The 23,105-nt window shown below is 66.4% G+C and carries 22 protein-coding genes; 13 read left to right on the plus strand and 9 right to left on the minus strand.

Annotated elements, in window-relative coordinates; all coding sequences use genetic code 11:
* Window positions 1-24 precede the first annotated feature (24 nt).
* Entirely contained in the window at window positions 25-921 is an 897-nt protein-coding gene (locus tag ABQU90_RS12055; RefSeq protein ID WP_323521087.1) for a helix-turn-helix domain-containing protein, read from the minus strand.
* 96 nt (window positions 922-1,017) lie between these two features.
* Here ABQU90_RS12055 and pobA point away from each other — a divergent pair, with 96 nt between their 5' ends.
* The gene (gene pobA / locus ABQU90_RS12060) at window positions 1,018-2,205 is read left to right on the plus strand and encodes a 4-hydroxybenzoate 3-monooxygenase (protein ID WP_323521088.1); all 1,188 of its coding nucleotides are present in this window, start codon (window positions 1,018-1,020) and stop codon (window positions 2,203-2,205) included.
* Window positions 2,206-2,419: 214 nt separating this feature from the next.
* Entirely contained in the window at window positions 2,420-2,932 is a 513-nt protein-coding gene (locus tag ABQU90_RS12065) for a nuclear transport factor 2 family protein (RefSeq protein WP_055853403.1), read from the plus strand.
* A gap of 111 nt (window positions 2,933-3,043) precedes the next feature.
* On the opposite strand, the gene glpK is transcribed toward ABQU90_RS12065, so the two are convergent.
* The 7 genes from glpK to ABQU90_RS12100 all read right to left on the minus strand — a co-directional run bounded on the left by glpK (window position 3,044) and on the right by ABQU90_RS12100 (window position 11,251).
* Window positions 3,044-4,543, minus strand: a complete 1,500-nt coding sequence (gene glpK, locus ABQU90_RS12070; protein ID WP_115512812.1) for a glycerol kinase GlpK — start codon at window positions 4,541-4,543, stop codon at window positions 3,044-3,046.
* 130 nt (window positions 4,544-4,673) lie between these two features.
* A complete protein-coding gene (locus ABQU90_RS12075; RefSeq protein WP_323521089.1) occupies window positions 4,674-5,495 on the minus strand; it encodes an MIP/aquaporin family protein in 822 nt (273 codons plus the stop codon).
* 170 nt (window positions 5,496-5,665) lie between these two features.
* On the minus strand, window positions 5,666-7,180 hold the full coding sequence (glpD, locus tag ABQU90_RS12080; protein ID WP_323521090.1) for a glycerol-3-phosphate dehydrogenase: 1,515 nt from the start codon (window positions 7,178-7,180) through the stop codon (window positions 5,666-5,668).
* A 223-nt stretch (window positions 7,181-7,403) separates the two neighbouring features.
* Window positions 7,404-8,231, minus strand: coding sequence for a DeoR/GlpR family DNA-binding transcription regulator (locus ABQU90_RS12085; protein WP_055853396.1), 828 nt, complete (start codon window positions 8,229-8,231; stop codon window positions 7,404-7,406).
* A 141-nt stretch (window positions 8,232-8,372) separates the two neighbouring features.
* Window positions 8,373-9,356 (minus strand): PDR/VanB family oxidoreductase, encoded by a 984-nt coding sequence (locus tag ABQU90_RS12090; protein WP_323521091.1) that lies wholly within the window; start codon window positions 9,354-9,356, stop codon window positions 8,373-8,375.
* Window positions 9,349-10,152: a GntR family transcriptional regulator gene (locus ABQU90_RS12095; RefSeq protein ID WP_323521092.1), complete on the minus strand. Its 804-nt coding sequence runs from the start codon at window positions 10,150-10,152 to the stop codon at window positions 9,349-9,351. Before ABQU90_RS12095 ends, ABQU90_RS12090 begins: the two co-directional genes overlap by 8 nt.
* Before the next feature lie 22 nt (window positions 10,153-10,174).
* Complete coding sequence (locus ABQU90_RS12100; RefSeq protein WP_323521093.1) at window positions 10,175-11,251, minus strand: aromatic ring-hydroxylating dioxygenase subunit alpha; 1,077 nt, start codon at window positions 11,249-11,251, stop codon at window positions 10,175-10,177.
* Between the two features lie 256 nt (window positions 11,252-11,507).
* On the opposite strand from ABQU90_RS12100, the gene ABQU90_RS12105 reads away from it, so the two are divergent.
* From ABQU90_RS12105 to ABQU90_RS12145, 9 genes are all read left to right on the plus strand, one after another.
* Window positions 11,508-12,371: a CoA transferase subunit A gene (locus ABQU90_RS12105; RefSeq protein ID WP_323521145.1), complete on the plus strand. Its 864-nt coding sequence runs from the start codon at window positions 11,508-11,510 to the stop codon at window positions 12,369-12,371.
* On the plus strand, window positions 12,368-13,156 hold the full coding sequence (locus tag ABQU90_RS12110) for a CoA-transferase subunit beta (protein WP_055853388.1): 789 nt from the start codon (window positions 12,368-12,370) through the stop codon (window positions 13,154-13,156). The genes ABQU90_RS12105 and ABQU90_RS12110 overlap by 4 nt, the downstream gene beginning before the upstream one ends.
* Entirely contained in the window at window positions 13,153-14,361 is a 1,209-nt protein-coding gene (gene pcaF, locus ABQU90_RS12115; RefSeq protein ID WP_323521094.1) for a 3-oxoadipyl-CoA thiolase, read from the plus strand. The genes ABQU90_RS12110 and pcaF overlap by 4 nt, the downstream gene beginning before the upstream one ends.
* Before the next feature lie 83 nt (window positions 14,362-14,444).
* Window positions 14,445-15,176 (plus strand): protocatechuate 3,4-dioxygenase subunit beta, encoded by a 732-nt coding sequence (gene pcaH / locus ABQU90_RS12120; protein WP_115526837.1) that lies wholly within the window; start codon window positions 14,445-14,447, stop codon window positions 15,174-15,176.
* 4 nt (window positions 15,177-15,180) lie between these two features.
* Complete coding sequence (gene pcaG, locus ABQU90_RS12125) at window positions 15,181-15,744, plus strand: protocatechuate 3,4-dioxygenase subunit alpha (RefSeq protein ID WP_323521095.1); 564 nt, start codon at window positions 15,181-15,183, stop codon at window positions 15,742-15,744.
* 271 nt (window positions 15,745-16,015) lie between these two features.
* A complete protein-coding gene (locus tag ABQU90_RS12130) occupies window positions 16,016-17,368 on the plus strand; it encodes a 3-carboxy-cis,cis-muconate cycloisomerase (protein WP_323521096.1) in 1,353 nt (450 codons plus the stop codon).
* Between the two features lie 10 nt (window positions 17,369-17,378).
* Complete coding sequence (pcaD, locus tag ABQU90_RS12135; RefSeq protein ID WP_055853379.1) at window positions 17,379-18,161, plus strand: 3-oxoadipate enol-lactonase; 783 nt, start codon at window positions 17,379-17,381, stop codon at window positions 18,159-18,161.
* Window positions 18,162-18,187: 26 nt separating this feature from the next.
* Window positions 18,188-18,574: a 4-carboxymuconolactone decarboxylase gene (pcaC, locus tag ABQU90_RS12140; protein ID WP_055853377.1), complete on the plus strand. Its 387-nt coding sequence runs from the start codon at window positions 18,188-18,190 to the stop codon at window positions 18,572-18,574.
* Window positions 18,575-18,662: 88 nt separating this feature from the next.
* A complete protein-coding gene (locus ABQU90_RS12145) occupies window positions 18,663-19,589 on the plus strand; it encodes an alpha/beta hydrolase (protein WP_323521097.1) in 927 nt (308 codons plus the stop codon).
* 209 nt (window positions 19,590-19,798) lie between these two features.
* Here the strand turns inward: ABQU90_RS12145 and ABQU90_RS12150 are convergent, their stop codons facing one another.
* Window positions 19,799-20,659, minus strand: a complete 861-nt coding sequence (locus ABQU90_RS12150) for an IclR family transcriptional regulator domain-containing protein (RefSeq protein WP_323521098.1) — start codon at window positions 20,657-20,659, stop codon at window positions 19,799-19,801.
* 146 nt (window positions 20,660-20,805) lie between these two features.
* Here ABQU90_RS12150 and ABQU90_RS12155 point away from each other — a divergent pair, with 146 nt between their 5' ends.
* Window positions 20,806-21,666, plus strand: coding sequence for a PA4780 family RIO1-like protein kinase (locus tag ABQU90_RS12155; RefSeq protein ID WP_115512800.1), 861 nt, complete (start codon window positions 20,806-20,808; stop codon window positions 21,664-21,666).
* Window positions 21,667-22,104: 438 nt separating this feature from the next.
* On the plus strand, window positions 22,105-23,052 hold the full coding sequence (locus ABQU90_RS12160) for an alpha/beta hydrolase (protein WP_323521099.1): 948 nt from the start codon (window positions 22,105-22,107) through the stop codon (window positions 23,050-23,052).
* Window positions 23,053-23,105 lie beyond the last annotated feature (53 nt).

A 23,105-nucleotide genomic window follows, 5' to 3' on the forward strand; every position in this document is an offset into this window, starting at 1 on the left:
CCGGCTCGGCGGCGCTTCATCGACTCACTCGCCGGTGCGAAAACGCGTCGGCGAGCAGCCTGCCTGCCGCGCGAAGTAGCGGCTGAAATACGCAGCGTCGAAAAATCCAAGCGCTGCGGCAATCTGCTGCACGCTCAGGCTGGTGTAGCGCAGGTTGCGACGTGCTTCGAGCATGATCCGGCGCTGCAATAGTTCCAATGCGGACGCATTGGCCAGCCGTCTACACAACGCAGTGAGGTGGCCTGGCGTCAGTCCCAGCTGGTCGGCGTAGCGGGAGATCGGCCAGTGTGCGCGGTAGTGCTGGTCGATCAAGGCTTGATAGGCGCGCAGATGCCGCAGGGCCGGATCGGCTTGCGCGTTGGCCACGGCCGCGTCTTGCAGGCCCTGCAGCGCAGCGCGTGCGGTCCAGATCACCAGTTGCGTTGCTGCGGCCTGCAATGCGGCCTCGTGCCCGACGCGCTGATGCGCGTGGTCGTCGGCGATGCTGCCGAACAGCACATCGAGCAGGCGTTGCGAGGGTCTGACCGGCAGCACTGCCGGCGTCGCCAGGCTGGATTGCAGTAGCGGTGCAGCGCTCAGGGCGTCGCGCACCAGCGGCATGCACAAGGTGATGATGTGCCCGCGCACCTGCGGGTCGAACGCGAACCCGTGCACGCACAGCGGCGGCAGCCATACCACGGTAGCGCCCCGCAGACGTTGGGTGCGTCCATCCAGTTGCAGGGTCGCCGGCCCGCGCTGCACATACAGCAGCTGCGCCAGATCTTCATGCCGGTGCGGGGTGATGTGCCAGTCATGCAGCCGGCTGCGTGCGGCGATCGACTCCCAATGCAACAACTCCGGCGCATCGGCGTGCCGCTCGCCGTACAGGCCGAACGCAGGAACAGCAGCGACTGCAGCAGTGTGGTGCGTGCGAGTGGGCATCGTCGAAAAGTCCAAGTACTGCCTGCAATCATCCCTTCAATGGCAGCGGTTGGCTACCGACACTGCAGGTCTGATCATTAAAGGCAGGAGCGCCCCATGCGGACGCAGGTTGCAATCATCGGTGCCGGGCCATCCGGGCTGCTGCTGGGCGAGCTGTTGCTGCGCGCCGGCATCGACACCCTCATCGTCGAACGGCAGACCCCGGAACACGTGGTGGGGCGCATCCGCGCCGGTGTGCTGGAGCAGGGCAGTGTGGAGCTGCTGCAACGCGCCGGTGTCGGCGAGCGCGTGCAGCGCGAAGGGCTGCCGCATCACGGCTTCGAACTATCGCTCGATGGCCAGCGTGAGCGCATCGATCTGCTGCGCGGCTGCGGCCGCGGCGTCACGGTATATGGCCAGACCGAAGTCACCGCCGATCTGATGCAGGCGCGTCAGCGCAGCGGTGCGCCCACCTACTACGACGCACGCGACGTCACCCTGCACGCGTTGGATAGTGCCGCACCCAGCGTCGAGTTCACGCATCACGGTGCCCGCCTGCGCGTTGCCTGCGACTACATCGTCGGCTGCGACGGCTTTCATGGTGTCAGCCGCGCCAGCATCCCGGCCGAGCGCATGCGCCTGTTCGAGCGCGTCTATCCGTTCGGCTGGTTAGGCGTGCTGGCCGATACGCCGCCGGTACACGATGAGCTGATCTACGCGCGTCATCGGCTCGGCTTTGCGTTGTGCTCGATGCGCTCGCCCACCCGCACGCGCTACTACGTGCAGGTGCCGGCAGACGCCCGCGTGGAAGCCTGGAGCGATGCGGCGTTCTGGGATGCGTTGCGCGCACGCTTGCCGGCAGCATTGGCCGAACAATTGGTCACCGGCCCATCGATCGAAAAAAGCATCGCGCCGCTGCGTAGCTTCGTCGCCGAACCGATGCAATACGGCCGCCTGTTTCTGGCCGGCGATGCCGCGCATATCGTGCCGCCCACCGGCGCCAAGGGGCTGAACCTGGCGTTGGCCGATGTCGGCCTGCTCGCGCAGTTGTTCGCGCGTTGGAAGGCATCTGGCGATGCCGACGTATTGCAGCAGTACTCGTCCCTGGCGCTGCAGCGGGTGTGGAAGGCCGAGCGGTTTTCGTGGTGGATGACCACGCTGCTGCACACCTTCGACGACGAGGATGCCTTTACTGCACGCATCCGCCAGGCCGAGCTGGAGTATTTGCTGGGCAGCGACGCCGGCCGCGCGACCATCGCGGAGAACTATGCGGGGCTGCCGATGGCCGAATTGGCCGGGGCCTGACGCAGCCATTTCGAAGGTAATTCTTTTATCACCAGGCAGTTTTGAAGTGCCCTGGTGCACTTCCGGGTGGCTAGCGCAGCAGCGGATGTGCTCGGTAGGGTGGCATGGACGCGTGGCGGTTGCTGTCCATGCAAGGACGCGTCATTCCCCCAATAGCGAGCCGTGCGCCAACTCCCCCGCGAGCGCGCGACCCGTTTCCTCCCAGGAGAGCCCCATGAAAAAGATTGTTTCCCGCGCCTTGTTGCTGATCATGCTGGTCGCACCGATGGCGGCGTTCGCGCAGACCGCCGTCACTGAAAATACCAATCACCAGAAGATGCTGCTCGGTTCAAATTGGTACGAGACCGCCAACAAGCGCCTGGTCTACGACTTCTGGCGCATCGTGTTCGAAGCGGGGCAGGTGCAGTACGCGCCGATGTACATGGACAAGAACTACATCCAGCACAACCCGAATGTCGCCAACGGGCGCGATGCCTTCATTGCATTTCTGACCGCTTTCGTGAGGCCCACCCCGGTGCAGCCGCGCGTGCAGTTGCCGTTGGTGGCCATCACCGCCGATGGCGATCTGGTCACGCTGGTGTCGGTGCGCACGCTGCCGGACCCGCGTAACCCGGGCAAGACCTATACCACCACCTGGTTCGACATGTTCCGTATCGAAAAGGGTCTGATCAAGGAACATTGGGACCCGGACACCATTGCCGGCCGCGCAAATACCAGCGGTCAGTAATCGTGTGACGTATCGCCGGCCTGCACGGTGCAGGCCGGCGATAGATGCGTTGGGTAACCAGCAAACATTGCAGCAGGACGCACGCCGGCGGCCGCTATCAGGCGCAGTCGCTTAGCTGATCTTAAAGCCCATCGTCGCTTCCACCGCCTGCTGCCAACCGGCATACAGTTGCTCGCGCTTGTCCTCGGCCATGGCCGGTTCGAAGCGTCGATCCACCGCCCATTGCTTGGCGATTTCTTCGCGGCTGCTCCAGAAGCCGGTTGCAAGACCTGCCAGATACGCCGCACCGAGCGCGGTGGTTTCGGCCACTTCCGGGCGCAGCACCGGCACGTTGAGAATGTCGCTCTGGAATTGCGCCATGAAATCGTTGGCGATCGCGCCGCCGTCGGCACGCAGTTCCTTCAACTCGATGCCCGAATCGCTCTGCATCGCGGTCAGCACATCGCGGGTCTGATACGCCATGGATTCGACCGCCGCGCGCACGAAGTGCTCCTTGCTGGTGCCACGGGTCAGGCCGAACACCGCACCACGGATATCGCTGCGCCAATACGGTGCGCCCAGGCCGACGAAGGCTGGTACCAGGTAGACGCCATCGTTATCGCCAGCGCGTTCGGCATAGGCCTGCGAGTCGCTGGCCTTGCCCAGCATGCGCAAGCCGTCGCGCAACCACTGCACCACCGAGCCGGCGACGAAGATCGCGCCTTCCAGCGCGTACTCGACCTTGCCATCGATACCCCAGGCAATGGTGGTCAACAGGCCGGCCTTGGAGATCACCGCCTTGTCGCCGGTATTCATCAGCATGAAACAGCCGGTGCCATAGGTGTTTTTCGCCATGCCCGGCTCAAAACACGCCTGGCCGAACAACGCCGCCTGCTGGTCACCGGCGATGCCTGCGATGGGCACCTGCTCGCCGTAGAAATACTGGGTTTGGGTCATGCCATAGACCTCGCTGGAGGAGCGCACCTCCGGCAGCATCTGCGCCGGTACGTCCAGCATCTCCAGCAGCTCCGCATCCCATTCCAGGGTGTGGATGTTGAACATCATGGTGCGCGAGGCGTTGGTGTAATCGGTCACGTGCACCTTGCCGCCGGTGAGGTTCCAGATCAGCCAGCTGTCGATGGTGCCGAAAGCCAGTTCGCCGTTGCGCGCGCGCTCGCGTGCGCCTTCCACGTGATCGAGAATCCACTTGACCTTGGTGCCGGAAAAATACGCATCGATCAGCAGCCCGGTCTTGTCGCGCACCATCTGCTCATGGCCGGCTTCCTTGAGCTGGGTGCAGATGTCCTTGGTCTGCCGCGATTGCCACACGATGGCGTTGTAGATCGGCTGGCCGGTGGCCTTGTCCCACACCACCGCGGTTTCGCGCTGGTTGGTGATGCCGATGCCGGCGATCGAGCGCGCATCGATCTGCGCGTTGTTGAGCAGCTCGGTAATGGTGGTGTAGACGCTGGTCATGATTTCGCGCGGGTTGTGTTCCACCCAGCCCGGCTGCGGGAAGATCTGCCCGAATTCGCGCTGCGCCACACCGGCCACCTTGCCCTGGCGATCGAACAACATCGCGCGCGAGCTGGTGGTGCCCTGATCGATCGCAAGGACGTATTGCTTTTCCATCGAAGATTCCTCAAACAATGCCGGCATTGGCGCGCGGCGAGAGTGGTCGGTGCAGCCTGGGAGCGATGTGCGGGCTGCCGGTTAGCGGCGGCCCGCGCATCGTCGTGGTGGTCGATTCACTGCGCGGCGACTAGCGCGGATCCAGCGGCGCGGTGTCGCCCTGCAGATGACGCACGCGCGCCGGCAGGAACGGCAGGATCAGCCACTGGTAGGCCAGTGCGCCGATCGGCCCACCGATCAACGGGCCGACGATCGGGATCCACCAGTAATTGTCCTTGGCCGGCAACGCCGCCTCACCCCAGCCGGCGAAATACGCGAACAGACGCGGGCCGAAATCGCGCGCCGGATTCATCGCCCACGCTTCCAGATAGCCCATCGACGCACCCAGCGTTGCCACCAGCAGGCCGATCATCAATGCGCCGGAATTGGCGCCCGGCGCGGCTTCGTTGAAGCGCTCGGTGATGGCGAAGATGCCAAAGATCAGGAACGCGGTGATGATGATCTGGTCGACCAGCGCATGCATCGGGGTGACCGCAAGACCGGGCGCGGTGAAGAACACACCCGCCGCACCGCCGGCTTCGCGAGTGAGCTGCTGCACCTGGTTGAAATGGTCGATCACCGGCCCGTACAACTGATAGACGATGGCCGCGCCCAGGAAGGCGCCGATGACCTGCGCAATCCAGTACGGCACTACCTTCTTCCACGAAAAATCGCGGAATAGCGCCAGCGCTAGCGTGACCGCCGGGTTGGCGTGCGTGCCCGACACCAAGCCGGTCACGTAGATCGCCAGCGTCACCGCCAGGCCCCAGGCGATACACACGCCCCAATAGGCGTTTTGGTAAGGACTGGGGTCGTAGAGGATGTACATCGCCGCGACCGAATCGCCGAGCGCGATGATGATGAACATCGCGATCGCTTCGGAAATCAACTCACCCACGAGTTGACGGCTCATGCGCGCAGGCCCGCGAGCAGGTCATTGCGACGAACAGGAGATTGCGACGCGCGCGTTGGCGCGCAGGGGGAGTGGGTCGTGCTCATCGGGGGTGCCCTCCACAGGGTGATGCAGGCAGTGCGCCAGGATACGTTGCCGGACGACCCGTCCTCGCCGGCAACGCGGTGTGTTCAAACAGTTGCGGCATCGGCTGGTTGGGGCGCCTGCGTCTGCAGATAGTCTTCCAGCCGCGCACGTCCGGCTGCATCGATCCGCAGCCCGAGTTTGCTGCGACGCCACAGGATATCGTCGGCGGTCTGCGCCCATTCGTGTTGACGCAGGTAGTCCACCTCGGCCTGATACAGGTCTGCGCCGAAGTGCGTGCCCAGGCCGGCCACATTCTGCGCATCGCCCAACAGTTGCTCTGCACAGGTGCCGTAATTGCGCACCAGCCGCTGCGCGGTGGCGGCAGGCAACCAGGGGCGCGTGCTGCGCACACGTTCGAGCAGGCTGGCGATATCGCGTTGTTCACCGCCCGGCAGCGCGTCGCCGCGCGCGGTCCATGCCGGCTTGCGGACGCCCAGCACATGGGTGAGCCGGTCGACCGCCTCTTCGGCGAGCTTGCGGTAGGTGGTCAACTTGCCGCCGAACACGTTGAGCAGCGGCGCGCCGTCGTTGATGACTTCCAGTTGATAGTCGCGGGTCACTTCGGCGGCATTGTCTTCAGCATCGTCCAGCAACGGACGCACACCGCTGTAATTCCACACCACGTCCTGCGGGCTGATCTGCTGCTGGAAATACAGGTTCACCGCATCGCACAGGTACTGCACCTCGGCCGCGTCGATCTTGGGTGCGGCGGGGTCGGCCTCGTAGTCGACATCGGTGGTGCCGATCAAGGTGAAGTCATGCTCGTACGGGATGGCGAATACGATGCGCCGGTCCGGTTGCTGGAAGATGTAGGCGTGATCGTGATCGAACAGCTTGGGCACCACGATATGGCTGCCCTTGACCAGGCGCAGCGCATGCTGATGCGGCACCGCCGCCACCTTGTCCAGGAACGACACCGCCCACGGCCCGGCCGCATTGGCCAGTGCGCGCGCCTGCACGGTGCGGCGGCGGCCGTCGCGGTCTTCGAGCTCGGCGTACCAGAAACCGGCATCGCGCCAGGCACCCACGCAGCGCGTGCGGGTGTGGATCTTGGCGCCGCGCTTGGCGGCATCCATCGCATTGAGCACCACCAAGCGCGCGTCCTGCACCCAGGCATCGGAATAGACGAAGCCGGTGCGCAGCGATTCCCGCAACGGCTGCCCGACCGGGTGTGTGCGCAGCGACAGCCTGCGCGAGCGCGGCAGGCTGCGCTTGCTGCCGCCAAGGTGGTCGTACAGGAACAAGCCGGCGCGGATCATCCAGGCCGGGCGCAAATGCGGCTGATGCGGCAACAAAAAGCGCAGCGGCCAGATGATGTGCGGGGCCAGGCGCAACAGCACTTCGCGCTCGGCCAGTGCCTTGCCGACCAGCGCGAACTCGTATTGCTCCAGATAGCGCAGGCCGCCATGGATGAGTTTGGTGCTGGCGCTACTGGTATGCGAGGCAAGATCGTCCTGCTCGCAGAGACACACCGACAGACCGCGCCCGGCCGCATCGCGGGCGATGCCGACCCCGTTGATGCCGCCGCCTACCACCAGAAGATCGTACGTCTCGCCCATCGGTATCTCCGTCCAGGTGCGCTGAGGAGCGAACCTAAGTTTTCATGTTCGAACATATTCGAACATCGAACCTTTTCGGAACGTGAAGACGTGGATGCCCTTGAGTGAAAGGGTTTTCAGGTCATGCGGCCCATCGAAAATTGATAATTCATTGATTAAATGAATCAATTAAGGGGCCGGGACGTCACCTGCGTATCGCAAACGTACTTAAACGAACAATCTCTCAGCCGGCGTCGGTCGCGCTCGCTAGGTGCACCCGGGTGCCGGCCTCGGCCAGCACGCTGGCCAGTTCCTGCGGCGGCGGTCGGTCAGTGAACCAGTCGTGCACCTGTGCGATGGCGCCCAGCCGCACCATGGCGTTGCGGCCGAACTTGCTGTGGTCGGCAGCGAGCACCACCTGGCGCGAGTGCTCGATGATGGCCTGTGCCACCCGCACTTCCTGGTAATCGAAATCCAGCAGGGTGCCGTCCAGATCGATCCCGGAAATGCCGATCACCCCGAAGTCCACCTTGAACTGACGGATCAGCTCCACCGTGGCCTCGCCGGTCACGCCCTGGTCGCGCCCGCGCACCACGCCGCCGGCCACGATCACTTCGAAACTGGGGTTGGCGCTGAGCATCACCGCCACGTTGAGGTTGTTGGTGATCACGCGCAGGCCGCGATGCTGCAGCAATGCGCGCGCGACCTCTTCGTTGGTGGTGCCGAGGTTGATGAACAGCGAGGCGTCGTCGGGAATGAAGCGCGCGACGTGCGTGGCGATGTGCTGCTTTTCGCGTGCCTGCAGCGCCTTGCGCGCGGTGTAGGCCAGGTTTTCTACGCTGGATGGCATGCTGACGCCGCCGTGGTAGCGACGCAGCACGCCGGCATCGCACAGCAAGGTCAGATCGCGCCGAATGGTTTGCGGGGTGACCTCAAAGCGCGTGGCCAGGCCTTCGACATCGGCAAAGCCCTGCTGCCGCACCAGCGCCACCAATTGCTCCTGGCGCGGGTTCAAGGCCGGCGCCGGGACAGTCCTGTAGTGAGTTGACTCCATGCGCAGATGATCGCGCATGCGCGTGAGGATGCAAGCACAGCGGCTGCAGGCCTTGGCCCGCCAAGCGGACCGATCGCTTTGCGCCGCTGCACGGCGCATGGCGAGTTCAGCAGTACCGCGCCGGCGCAATGGCGGGCGCGGTCAGCATGACGGCTACGCTCAGCCCAGCCCGCCGCGGTAGCCGGTATCGATACTGATGCTGCCGCCCACCGCACGCGACACGCAGGCGCACAGCTTGCGATTTTCGCGGCGTTGCTCGTCGCTGAAGAACACATCGCGGTGATCGATATCGGCCGCGCTGTCGAGTACCTCCACCACGCACAACCCGCATTCGCCACGACGGCATTCGGCAATCAGCTCCACCCCGGCATCGGCCAGGGCATCGAGCATCGATTCGTTTTCGGCCACCGGTACTTCCAGGCCGAGCCCGGGCAGCTTGACCACGAACGCCTGCGCCGGCACCCGGCCACTATTGCCGAAGGTTTCAAAATGCAACCGCGCGCGCGGGCGACCGCCGGCATGCCAGTGTTGGCGCACCGCTTCCAGCATCCCCAACGGCCCGCACACATAGACCTCGGCATTGGGCGACAGCCGCGCTAGTTCGGCGGCAAGATCGGGCGGGCCGTCAGCATCGTCGCAATGGAGCTGCAGGCGCGCGCCGAGCAGCGCTTCCAACTGGTCCACGTAGGCCATCGCGCTGCGCGAGCGCCCGACATACAGCAGGCGGAACGCCTGGTGCCGCTGCGCCAGCCGCTGCGCCATGCCCAGGATCGGTGTGATGCCGATACCGCCGGCGATCAACAGGATTTCTTCGCCGCGTTCGTCCAGCGCAAAGTTGTTGTTCGGGGGAGAGATCTCCACCGCATCGCCGGGCTGCAGCGTCCACATATGCCGCGAGCCACCACGGCTGTCCGGCATCTGCCGCACCGCGATCTGGTAATACCCGTCCGCACGCGGCTCGCCCACCAGCGAGTAAGAGCGCACATCGCTGCGGCCATGCAATTGCACGCGAAAATCCAGGTGGCTGCCCACCTCGAAGGTGCGTGCTGCGGTGCCCGGATCGAGTACGATTTCGCGCACGCCGTCGCAGGCGTCGGCAATGCTGACGACATGGGCGCGATGCCATTGGGTGTCTTTACGCATAAGGAACTCCAGGCAGAAGAGCGTGCCGGGCACTGCCGGCGTTGAATGCATGGGCGCGGCCGATCAGTGCGCCGCCGCGCACCTGGGCGATGGCCGCGGGGGTTTGCAGGATGTGGCGTAAATTGCGGTGCGCCAGACGCGCGTGCTCGCGCATCAGCGCTTCGGCGCGGCTGCCGTGGCGCTGCTCGATGGCGGCAATGACTTCGCGATGCTGGTCCTGTGCCAGGGTCAGGATCACATGCGCGTCGGCAGCACTGGTCTGTGCCATGACCAGGCTATTGGGCGAGGCGAAGGGCAGCTGCAGCACGCGGGTGAGTTCGCGGCCGAGCACGTCGCTGCCGGCCATCGCCACCAGCAAGGCGTGGAACAGCGCATTGGCCTGGACATAGGCGGCGAAGTCGATGGCCTGCGGTGGCGTGCCGACGATGGTATCGATCTCCGCCAGCAACGTGTGCGCCTGGGCAAGCTGCGCGTGCGAGACGCCGCGCTCGGCGGCCATGCGTGCGGCCAGCCCTTCGAGCGTGCCGCGCAGTTCGATGGCGTCGTGCACGTCGCGCTCGCTGAAAGCCTGCACCGCATAGCCGCCACCCGGCAGCGCGCGGGCCAAGCCTTCTTCGCACAGGCGTTGCAATGCCGCACGTACCGGCGTGCGCGACATGCCCAGCCGTTGCACCACGGCCAGCTCGGACAATCGCGCACCAGAGGGCAGGGTGCCGTCGAGGATCAGCTCACGCAGCGAGAGCAGCGCGCGGGTGGTCTGCGCGGCGCTGCTGTGGAACGGTGTGGTCGGTGGCATGGCGGTCTCCTGTGCGCTGCGCTCAGCCCACCATGCGCAGCGACAGATCCTGCGCGCGCTGTTCCTGGGCAATCAGACGATCGATCACCCGCCGTGCCCACATGCCGCCGGAATCGACGTTGAGGTTGTAGAAGGCGTGATCCGGGTGCGCATCGATGGCGCGTTGCTGCGCTTCCAGGATCGCCTCGTCCTCGCCGAACACACCGGTGACGCCGGCGCGGGTGAGCGTGGTCAACGACTGATCGTGCAGCGCGTAGTTGCGCATGAACGCCCAGAAGTAGTGGCAGGTGGTGTCGGTCTCCGGCGTAATCGTATTGAGCACGTATCCGTTGACGCCCTGGCTGCGGTCGCCCTCCGGCGCGCCGGTGCCGGTGATGGCTACACCGACATCGATAGCGATGGTGCCGGGCGCTTCGAAGCGGATGATCTGCCAGCGGTCGACCTTGCCGTGGTAATCCAGGTGTTTCGCAATCTGGCTGGCCCAGAACGGCGGCGGGTCGATGTTGCGCATCCAGCGCGAGACCACCACCGAGCGGTCGCCATGCACAACATCGAACGGCGCTTCGGCGATCTCGTCCTGGCCGATGCTGGACCCGTGCACGAAGGTCTCGTGGGTCAGGTCCATCAGGTTATCCAGCACCAATCGGTAGTCGCACTTGGCGTAAATGGTGCGTCCATCGCCGGCCCAGGCCGGGTCGTGCGCCCAATGCAGGTCGGGGATGAGCGCGGTGTCGGCCTTGGCCGGGTCGCCCGGCCAGATCCACACGTAGCGATGCTTCTCGGCCACCGGAAAACTGCGCACGCAGGCGGACGGGTTGATGGTCTCCTGCGAGGGCATATGCACGCAGCGGCCCTGAGTGTTGTAGACCAGGCCGTGATAGCCGCACACCACATCGTCGCCGCGCAGCTTGCCCATCGACAGCGGCACCAGCCGGTGCCAGCAAGCGTCTTCCAGGGCGACCACTGCGCCGGCCGTGGTGCGGTAGACCACCACTTCCAGGTTGCAGACCTTGCGCGGCGTCAGGGCGTGCTTGATTTCGTGGTCCCAGGCGACGGCATACCACGCGTTGAGGGGAAACAGCGGCTTGGACTGGGACATGACCGTGACTCCTGGGGTTTTTGTATACAACCTGGGATACGAATCGACGCACTGCGTCGGCCGGCAACCAGTTAGCGCGCATTCCAGCGCTGGCGTCTGCTTGCGAGCGAAGTTATGTATACACCGGAGACAATGTCGGAGCGTTATTGCCAGATGGAAATTGTGCGATTATCGAATTCAATCGCCGATAATCGTATTGACCGCGCTGTTCGGCCGGCTCTACCGTGGCTGCACGTTCGCAGCGCGGGGTGGTGCCATGGTCGAAATCGTCTCCCTGAGAGATGCGGTGTCCCACCTGATCGCCGACGGCGATTGCGTGGCGATGGAGGGTTTCACCCATCTGATCCCGCATGCGGCCGGCCATGAAGTGATCCGCCAGCGCAAACGCGAGCTGCGTCTGGTGCGCATGACACCGGACCTGATTTACGACCAGCTGATCGGCGCCGGCTGCGCATCGGCGCTGCGGTTTTCGTGGGGCGGCAATCCGGGGGTCGGCTCGCTGCACCGGCTGCGCGATGCGGTCGAACACGACTGGCCGCAGCCGCTGCAGATTCGCGAACATAGCCATGCCGACATGGCCAACGCCTACGTGGCCGGTGCGTCGGGCCTGCCATTCGCGGTGCTGCGCGGCTATGTCGGTTCGGACCTGCCGCGCGTCAACGACAGCATCAAGTTCCTGCAATGCCCGTACACCGGCGAAACGCTGGCCACCACGCCGGCGGTAAATCCCGATGTCACCGTCATCCACGCACAGCAGGCAGACCGCCGCGGCAACGTCTTGCTGTGGGGGATTCTTGGGGTGCAGAAAGAGGCGGCACTGGCCGCGCGCAAGCTGATCGTGACGGTGGAAGAAATCGTCGACACGCTCGACGCGCCACCCAACGCCTGCATCCTGCCGCGCTGGGTGGTCGATGCGGTGTGTCATGTGCCTGGCGGCGCGGCGCCGTCGTACGCGCATGGCTACTACGCCCGCGACAACCGGTTCTATCTGGCCTGGGACGCGATTGCGCGCGACCGCGCGCGCTTCCAGGCGTGGATCCAGACCCATATCCTGGACACCGACGACTTCGCCGCATTCATGCGCGTGTATGAGCACTCGCAGCAGCAGGTGGCCGCATGAGCGCGTACAGCACCAACGAAATGATGACCGTGGCCGCGGCGCGGCGCCTGCCCGATGAGGCGGTGTGTTTCGTCGGCATCGGTCTGCCGTCCACCGCGGCCAATCTGGCCCGGCTCACGCATGCGCCGGATGTCACCCTGATCTACGAATCCGGCCCGATCGGCGCACGCCCGGACGTGCTGCCGCTCTCGATCGGCGACGGCGAGCTGGCCGAGACTGCCGACACCGTGGTCTCCACGCCGGAGATCTTTCGCTACTGGTTGCAGGGGGGGCGGGTGGATGTCGGCTTCCTGGGCGCGGCGCAGATCGATCGCCACGCCAACCTCAACACCACCGTGATCGGCGATTACACAGCGCCGAAGACGCGGTTGCCGGGCGCCGGTGGCGCGCCGGAAATCGCGGCCAGCGCCAAGCAGGTGTTCATCATCATGCGGCAGTCCAAACGCAGCTTCGTGTCGGTGCTGGACTTCATCACCACGGTCGGGCATCTGGACGGTGGCGATGCGCGCACGCGTGCCGGCCTGCCCGGCGCCGGCCCCACCGTGGTGGTCACCGACCTGTGCGTGATGGAGCCCGATGCGGTGACCCGCGAACTCACCGTGACTTCGCTGCACCCGGGGATCAGCCGCGAACAGGTCAGCGCGGCGACTGGCTGGCCGATCCGCTTTGCCGACGACCTCGCCCAGACCGCACCGCCCAGCACGACGGAACTGCAGGCATTGCGCGCGCTGCAGGCGCGTACCGACGCCGCGCATGGCACCCACTCGGCGGGAGCGGAGGCATGAGCGAGGTCTATCTGATCGACGGCATCCGCACGCCCATCGGCCGTTACGGCGGCGTGCTGTCCAGCGTGCGTCCCGACGACCTCGGCGCGGTGCCGATTGCCGCGTTGCTGGCGCGTCATCCGCAGCTGGACCCGGCCGCCATCGACGATGTGTATCTGGGCTGCGCCAATCAGGCCGGCGAAGACAATCGCAATGTCGCGCGTATGAGCCTGTTGCTGGCGGGCCTGCCGAGTTCGGTCCCGGGCAGCACGCTCAATCGCCTGTGCGGCTCCGGGCTGGATGCGATCGGCACGGTGGCGCGCGGCATCCGCGCCGAGGAGCTGGGGCTGGCGATCGCCGGCGGTGTCGAATCGATGTCGCGCGCGCCCTGGGTGATGGGCAAGGCCGAAAGCCCCTTCGCCCGCACCCAGCAGCTGGAAGACACCACCATGGGCTGGCGTTTCATCAACCCACGCCTGCAGGCCGCCTACGGCACCGAGTTGATGGGCGAAACTGCCGAGAACGTCGCGCAGCGCCATGCCATCACGCGCGAGGATCAGGACGCCTTCGCACTGCGCAGCCAGCAACGTGTGGCGGCGGCGCAGGCGGCCGGTTTCTTCGATGCGGAGATCACCTCGGTGCCGGTGGCCGCACGCAAGGGCGGCGATGCCGTCACCGTCGAATACGACGAAGCGCCGCGCCCGAATACCACCGCCGAGATGCTGGCCAAGCTCAAACCGGTGTTCCGCCAGCCCGGCAGCGTGACGGCCGGCAATGCGTCCGGCATCAACGACGGTGCTGCCGCGTTGTTGTTGGCATCCGCGCAGGCCGTGCAGACGCATCGGTTGACCCCGCGCGCACGCGTGCTGGGTTTTGCGTCGGCAGGTGTCGAGCCGGCCTACATGGGCATGGGCCCGGTGCCGGCCACGCAGCGTCTGTTGGCGCGGCTGAACTTGCGCATCGAGCAGTTCGATGCGATCGAACTCAACGAAGCCTTCGCCGCGCAGGCGTTGGCCTGCACGCGCGCGTTCGGGTTCCCCGACGATGCCGCGCATGTCAACGCCAACGGCGGCGCCATTGCGCTCGGTCATCCGCTCGGCATGAGCGGCGCGCGGCTGGCGCTCACCTTGCTGCGGCAACTGGAAGCCTGCAACGGCCGGCTCGGGCTGGCCAGCATGTGCGTGGGTGTGGGGCAGGGTGTGGCACTGGCGATCGAGCGCCTGTGAGCCGGCCAACTGCAACCACTGCGCCGCCACCGCACACCTACACCGCTTGACCATGCCGCAGTGCGGCGCAGGGAGATCTCACGATGCGCGATGCCCCCGATGATTCGACACTTGCCGACCCGCTGCTCGGCTATCGCCGCACCCGGCCGGGCACGCAGCCGGCCTATCTGCATCCGGCCTACGCCTCCACCGCCTTGCGCGGCCCAACGCAGGCGCCCATCGATATCCCGGCCACGCTGTCGGAAGTCACCGGCCCGCGTTTGGATCGGCTCACCCTGGGCGAGCATGCAGCCGACCTCACCGCAGGATTCAGTGGCGAGCCGCTGGGCGAGCGCATCATCGTTTCCGGCCGCGTGCTCGACGAAAACGGCAAGCCGGTGCGCAACAGCGTGGTGGAAGTGTGGCAATGCAACGCGGCCGGCCGGTACCAACATGCTGGCGACCGCCACGACGCACCGCTGGACCCCAACTTCCGCGGCACTGGCCAGGTGCTCACCGACGAGCATGGCCGCTACGTCTTCAAGACCATCAAGCCGGGCGCGTATCCGTGGCGCAATCACTACAACGCCTGGCGGCCGGCGCACATCCATTTTTCGCTGCACGGCGATGGCATCGGGCAACGGCTGATCACCCAGATGTATTTCCCGGGCGACCCGCTGCTGGCGCACGACCCCATCTACAACTGCGTCGACGATGCGCTGGCGCGCGAGCGCATGGTGTCCAGTTTCGACTGGGAAAACGCCATCAGCGAATATGCCCTGGCCTACCGCTTCGACATCGTGTTGCGCGGCCGCAAGCAAACGGTCTGGGAGTGAATCGATGAGCCTGCACGCAACCCCTTCGCAAACCGTCGGCCCGTATTACCGGCTTGGGCTGGAACCGCTGTATCGCGACCAGCTCGCACCGGCGCAGGCCGCCGGCACGCATGTGCAGATCAGCGGCTGCGTCTTCGATGGCGCCGGCGTCCCGGTGTCCGACGCGGTGCTGGAACTGTGGCAAGCCGATGCCGCCGGTATCTATGCGCATGCGGCCGACAGCCGTTACCAGACGCATGACGCCAGCTTCGATGGCTGGGGCCGGGTGCCGACCGATGCGCAGGGGCGTTTTAGCTTCAGCACGGTCAAGCCGGGCGCCGTCGCCGGGCCGGAGGGCACGCCGCAGGCTGCGCATTTGAGCGTACTGGTGTTCATGCGCGGGCTGTTGCGGGGCGCATCGACACGCCTGTACTTCGCCGATGACCCGCAGCTAGGCAGCGACCCGATCCTGGCGCTGGTGCCGGCCGCGCGCCGCGCCACCTTGCTGGCCCAGCCATCCGGCAATGGCGCCTATGCCTGGGATATCCATATGCAAGGCGACACGGAGACCGTGTTCTTCCGCTATTGATCCGTAGATCGGCGCACGTGCCGCACACGACGGCCTGTGTCTGCACCTGCGCCACTGGCCTGGCCAGGCGGCATGCAGCGCCGCGCACGGCAGCATGGCGGGTGCACAAGCGCACATCGGGGTGCCCAAGGCACGCATGCAAACCAGGCGTGCACGCTGTCACCTTCGCCCGCTGCGACCGCGCTGCGGGCGCTGCGCGTATTGCCCTAACGTCTAGTTGGCACCCCCGTGCTTCGGTGCCATGCTGCCGGCACGCCAAGAGATGCGATGCATGAGTGCGACGTCTTTGTTGTTGGGATCCTTGTTTGGCGAGCCTGCGTGCGACGCATTGTTCAACGATGCGGCGCGTGTGCAGGCCATGCTGCACTTCGAATCCGCGCTTGCCCGCGCGCAGGCGCAGTGCGATGTCATTCCTGCCGAAGCTGCCGCGTCCATCGCAGCGGCCTGCGATGTGCAGCACTACGACATGGCCGCCTTGGCGCAGGCCACCGCGCTCGCCGGCAACCCCGCTATTCCGCTGGTCAAGGCGCTGACCGCGCGCGTCGCTGCGCACGATGCTGCGGCCGCGCGCTGGGTGCACTGGGGGGCCACCAGCCAGGACGTCATCGATACCGGCAGCGTGTTGCAGCTGCGTGTCGCGCTCGATTTGCTGCTGCCGCGCCTGCAGCGTCTGTGCGACACGTTGGCCGCGTTGGCCGCACGCGAGCGCGACACCGGTCTGCCCGGGCGCACCTTGTTGCAGCAGGCCGTGCCGGTGACCTTCGGGCTCAAGGTGGCCGGCTGGCTGGATGCCTTGCAGCGCGCGCATCGGCGCCTGCACGCGTTGCGGCACGACGCGCTGGTGCTGCAGTTCGGTGGCGCGGCCGGCACCTTGGCTTCATTGCAGGTGCGCGGCCTGGACGTGGCCCAGGCGCTTGCCGCCACCCTGGCGCTGCCTTTGCCTGCGTTGCCCTGGCACACCGCGCGCGACCGCATCGTCGAGGTTGGCTGCGCGTTCGGCCTGCTCGCCGGCACGCTGGGCAAGATCGGCGGTGATGTGGTGCTGCTGATGCAATCGGAGGTCGGCGAAGCGTTCGAGCCTGCGGCGGCTGGCAAGGGCGGCTCATCGGCGATGCCGCACAAGCGCAACCCCGTTTCCAGCGTGGCGGCGGTGGCCGCGGCCACCCGCGTGCCCGGGCTGATTTCTACCTTGTTCAGTGCGATGGCGCAGCCGCACGAGCGTGCCGCCGGGCAATGGCATGCCGAATGGGACACCTTGCCGCAAATCGTCTGCCTGACCGCCGGCAGCCTGGCGCAGATGCAGGCCTGCCTGGCCGAGCTGGAACTGGACCGCACGCGCATGCGCCAGCACCTGGACAGCCATGGCGGCGTGCTCTACGCCGAGGCGGTGGTGTTCGCGCTGGCCCCGCAGCTCGGCAAGCCGCAGGCGCACGCGCTGGTCGAACAGGCAGTGGCGCGTGCGCAGGCGCAGCAGCGGCATCTGCGCGAGGTCTTGGCAGAGGACGCGCAGGTGAGCGCGGTACTCACGCACGCGCAACTGCACGCGGTGTTCGATAGCGACAGCTGGCGCGGCATGTCCTCGGTCTGGATCGATCGCGTACTGGCCGCTTCTTCCTCCCGTTGACGGTGCTTCGATGGCCTATCTGCAATTGCCCACGCATCGCCTGCATTACCGTCTGGACGGCACCGACGGGCGGCCCTGGCTGACCTTCTGCAATTCGCTCGGCACCGACATGCACATGTGGGACGTGCAGATCGAAGCGTTCGCCCCGCATTACCGCATCCTGCGTTACGACCGCCGCGGCCATGGCTATTCCGACTCTCCGCCAGGCCCCTACAGCGTGGCCGACCTGGGACAGGACGTACTGGCGCTGTGGGATGCCTTGCAGATCGAGCGCAGTGATTTCTGCGGGCTGTCGATCGGCGGGCTGACGGGGCAGTGGCTGGGGCTGCATGCCGCACAGCGGCTGCGCCGGCTGGTGGTCTGCGCCACCGCGCAGAAGATCGGTAGCACCGCCACCTGGGAAACCCGCATCGAGCAGGTGCGCAGCGAAGGCCTGCCGATGCTGATCGATGCCACGCTGCAGCGCTGGTTTACCCCGGAATTTTCCATCAGCCACGCGCAGCGCCTGGACATGATCGCCGCCGCCTTCGTCTCCACCTCCCCGGACGGGTACATCGCCTGCTGCCAGGCAGTGGCCGAGGCCGATTTCCGCGGCGCGCTGGATGGGCTGAACCTGCCGCTGCTGGCCCTGGCCGGCGACGACGACCCGGTATGCCCGCCGCCGGACCTGCGCGAGATCGCCTACGCCGCGCCCGACGGACATTACGCCCAGGTACCGGGCCGCCATATCTGCAATCTGGAATCGCCGGCCGCGTTCAACGACGCGGTGCTGGGGTTCCTGCAAGCCGACTGATTTTTTCCGTATGACGAGGACGCCCCATGCACGAAGACGAACGCTATCAAGCCGGCCTGCGCGAACGCCGCCGCGTCCTGGGCGAAGCGCATGTGGAGCGCTCGCTGGCCGCACGCACCGAGCTCACCACCGAGTTTCAGGACCTGATCACCCGTTACGCCTGGGGCACCATCTGGACCCGCGACGGCCTGCCTGCGCATACCCGCTCGTTGATCACGTTGTCGATGATGGTCGCGTTGGGCCACGACGAAGAATTCAAGCTGCATGTGCGCGCCGCGCGCAACAACGGCGTCACTCCCGAGCAGATCAAGGAAGTGCTGCTGCAGGCAGCCATCTATTGCGGCGTCCCGGCGGCCAACCACGCCTTCGCGCTGGCCAAACCGATTCTGGAAGAACAGGCTGCCGAGACCTGATCCGGCTCGCGTCATCGCTTGCGCTTTCGCGTCTGCATGCCGTGCCACGCAGCGTGCCCGGTCCACCGCGCCCATGACGAGATGCCGCATGACGTTCCGACCCGTCTACCTGCTCCTGCTGTTGCTGTTCTCGCTGGCTGCCGGGGCACAACCGCAGCCCGGGCCCGGCACCCAGCTGGCGCAGGTGCGCGCCGACGATGGCCAGACACTGGCGGTGTGGTCGCGCGTGCCGGCGCAGCCGCGCGGCACGGTACTGCTGGTGCATGGCCGCACCTGGAGTTCGCTGCCCAACTTCGACCTGCAGGTGCCGGGCGAAGCGGCCGATTCGCGCTCGGTGCTGGCCGCCTTCGCACAGGCCGGGCTCGCCGCCTACGCGGTGGACCTGCGCGGTTACGGCGGCAGTGCACGCGACCGCAGCGGATGGAACACGCCCGACCGCGCGGTGCGCGATGTCGCGCAGATGCTGGCCTGGGTTGCCCGGCAACACCCGGGTCTGCCGCCGCCCGCCTTGATCGGCTATTCCAACGGCGCGCGGGTGGCGCTGCTGGTCGGCCAGCAACACCCGCAGGCGGTGTCCGCGCTGGTGCTGTACGGCTTCCCCGACGATGTCGATGCACCGCCCACCGACGCGCCAACACCGGCCCAGCCCTTGCGTGCACGCACCACCGCCGCGGCGGCCGGCGAGGATTTCATCACTGCCAACGCCGCGCCCCCTGGCGTGCGTGCGGCCTACGTGGCGCAGTCGCTGGCGGCCGACCCGGTGCGCACGGACTGGCACGCGATGGCGCAGTTCGCGCTCCAGCCCGAGCAGGTCACGACGTTGCCGGTGCTGCTGCTGCGCGGCGTCGACGATCCCATCGCCACGCAAGCCGACAACGCGCATCTGTTCGCACGCCTGGGCAGCCAAGACCGTAGCTGGATCACCTTGCCGCACGCCGATCATGTGGCGCATGTGGAAGACACCCACGCGGCCTGGGTGGAGGCGGTGGTGGGCTTCCTGCGTCGGCCGCGCTGAGCCCTGAGGCGGGTGAGGCGGGTGCATTGGCAGGGTGCAGGAGCACGCGACCAACGCGCTGCCTGCTGCATGCGAAGCAATGACATGCAGCTGTGCGCGGGGCGCACGTCACGCTTGTGTGCGGGACCCAGGCCACTCGCGCAGCCGCAGCCCTCGGCCGCTTCACCCAGGATCGAGACTGCTACAGCGCTCAAGACGCGCCGCACGCGCTAACTCAGCAACGCCCCCAAGCGCTGCGCCGCCAGCTTCAACGGCTCCAGCAACTGCGTCTGCATGGTTTGCAGGCTGACGCGCCCGGCCTGCGCACCGATGTTGAGCGCGGCAATCACCTCGCCACGCAGGTTGCGCACCGGCACCGCGATCGAGCGCAGGCCGATTTCCAGCTCCTGGTCGGTCAGGCACATGCCTTCGCGGCGCGCGCGCGCCAGGATCTCCAGCAGCGCCGAGGCCTGGGTCACCGTCCGGTCGGTGCGCGGGCGCAGCGTGGTGCGCTCCAGATAGGCCTGCAAAGTATCGGCGGGCAGGGCCGCCAGCAGCACCCGGCCCATCGAGGTGCAATAGGCCGGCAACCGCGTGCCCGGGCGTAGCCCGATCGACATGATCCGCACCGTCTCCGCACGCGCCACGTACAGCAGGTCGTCGCCATCCAGCACGCCCAGCGAGCAGGACTCGTGCAGTTGGTCGCGCAGCCCGTCCAGCACCGGCTGGGCCGCCGCGGTCATCGCCGAAGACGCCGCGTAGGCGCCGCCAATCCCCAGCACGCGCGGCAACAGCACATAGCCACGGCCCTGCTCGCCGACATAGCCCAGCTTGGCCAGCGTATGCAGCACCCGCCGCACCGCCGCGCGCGAGATGCCGGTTTCCAGGCTGATCTGCGACATGGTCACCTCGCGCGGGTGCTGGGCGAACACGCTCAGTACCACCAGCCCGCGCCCCAGCGAGGTCATGAAGTCCGGGTCGCCCTGGGCGGCGGCAATCTGCTGCATCAATTCGTAGGGCAGGCCGCGCTCGCTACCGGTCGCGGCGATGGCGGCGGGACGTTTGCGGCGGCTGGTGGTGGGCTCGGGCATCGGATCGCGCGTCAGGCAGGTCCACGCATGGTAAGCGCTCGCGCCAATGCCTGCTTCCGGTCGCACTGTGCGCCTCGCATGTAAGCACTTCATCCTGCTTGCCGCATAATCGCTGCTGACTTGTTTCGGATCGGTCCCCCTCGTCCATGAAAACCCCCAAGGGCCTGCAGCCGCTGATCGACGACGGTGTCATCGACGAAGTGTTGCGACCACTGAAGAGCGGCAAGGAAGCCTCCGTCTACGTGGTCAGCGCCGGCGCCGACATCCTGTGTGCCAAGGTCTACAAGGACATGGCGCAACGCAGCTTCCAGGCGCGCGTGCAATATCAGGAAGGCCGCAAGGTGCGCGGCAGCCGCCAGGCGCGCGCGATGGGCAAGGCCACCAAGTTCGGCCGTCGCGAAGCCGAGACCGCATGGAAGAACACCGAAGCCGACGCGCTCTATCAATTGGTAGATGCCGGCGTGCACGTGCCCAAGCCGCGCGGCTACTTCCATGGCGTGCTGCTGATGGATCTGGTTACCGACGCCGCCGGTCACAGCGCACCACGGCTGGGCGAAGTGGAGCTGGAGCCGGAGCAGGCGCACGCGTTCCATGTCAGCCTGATCGGCGATGTGGTCAAGATGCTGTCGCTGGGTCTGGTGCACGGCGATCTGTCCGAATACAACGTGCTGGTCTCGCCCGACGGCCCGGTGGTGATCGATTTCCCGCAGGTGGTCAGCGCCGCCGGCAACAATGCCGCGCGCGACATGCTGCTGCGCGATGTACACAACTTGCGCGACTGCCTGGGCCGCTTCGCTCCGGAGCTGCTCGACACCCACTACGGCGAAGAAATGTGGGCGCTTTACGAAAAGGGTGAGTTGCGCCCGGACAGCGTGCTCACCGGCCGCTTCAAGTTCGACACCAAGCGCGCCGATGTGCGCGCCATCCGCGCCTCCATCGAAGACGCGCGGCAGGAAAACCTCATCCGCCAGCAAGGCCGCGAAGCCGCCGCCGAAGACGACGACTGATCGCTGCGTGCGCCACACGGCGCATTGCACTGCATTACCCGGCTGGCCGGCGGCACGGGGCCTGCCGTGGCACGGGCGGCACCTGTCCAGACGCGACCATGTTGCTTGCGCACTGATGCGATTGACGCGACCTGAGCCACGGTGCGTCTAAACGACGGCACCGGGATGAGGCGCGTTGCCGCGTCATGCCCCGCACGGTCTACGCACGCGTCATGCGGTTGCGCATCCACGCGATGCAACGCAGCAATCGGGGTGCAAGTGGTCGCGTGCATGCCCGCAAGATGTAACGCGTTGCAGGTCAGAACCCTTCTGTATCAAGCCAGTACCGGCCTGCCCAAGCGATAGCGCGCCATCCGGTCAGGTAGTTATTTTACTTAATGGTTATTTGAAATAAGTATCAGGCAAACTCGGTAGTCCTTCACTGCCAACGAGACCGCCATGTTCGATCCCGATGTCGTTCGCCTGTTCGCTGTTCTCCAACAGGCCGCCCAGCCGCCGATGGAAACGCTGCCCCTGGCAGACGCACGCGCAATGATGCGTGGGCTGGGCGCGCAGCTCGGCTTTCCGGTGCTGGAGATGGCGCAGGTGCGCGCCGTGCAGGCCGACACCGCTGTTGGCAACGTGCCGCTACGGTTGTATCGGCCGCCGGGCCTGAGCGATGCGCCCGCGCCAACCTGCGTGTTTGTGCACGGTGGCGGCGGCGTGGTGGGCGATCTGGAGTCGCATGACGATGTGTGCCGACAGCTCGCGGCACGCGCCGGTTGCCAGGTGCTGGCCGTCGATTACCGGCTGGCTCCCGAGCACCCCGCGCCGGCCGGCGTGGAGGACGTCATCGCCACGGTGCAGTGGCTGGCCGCGCATCCCGGGCAGGTCGGCGCAGATCCACAGCGGTTGGCGGTGGCCGGCGACAGCATCGGCGGCGCGATGGTTGCCGCCGCTGCAGTGGCTGCACGCGATGCCGGCATTGCGCTGCGCTGTCAGCTGTTGCTGTACCCGCTGACAGACGCACGCGAAGACAGCGGCGAGTATCCGTCCCGCACGACCAATGCCGACATTCCACCGCTGACCCGGCAGGCCACGCAGTTTTTCAATCAGCATTTCATCAAGGATCCAGCCATCGCCCTGGATTGGCGCGTCTCGCCGCTGCTTGCTCCGGATCTGAGCGGCGTTGCGCCGGCGCTGATCGTGCTGGCCGAGCGCGACGTTCTGCACGACGAAGGTCTGCGCTATGCCGAGCGCCTGCGCGCAGCCGGTGTCGAGGTCAGCGTGCACACCTTTCCCGGCATGGTGCACGGCTTCATCCATATGGCCAGCATCATCCAGGCAGCCGACAAGACCGTGGACCTGTTTGCCGAAATGCTGCGACAGCGGCTGTTGCCGGTGTAATCCGGCGTAGTGCCGAGGTGTCGGCAATACGCGCAGCATCGTGGCGCGTCGGC

The sequence above is a fragment of the Xanthomonas sp. WHRI 10207 genome (assembly GCF_040202975.1).
In the GTDB taxonomy this organism is placed as follows: Bacteria; Pseudomonadota; Gammaproteobacteria; order Xanthomonadales; family Xanthomonadaceae; genus Xanthomonas.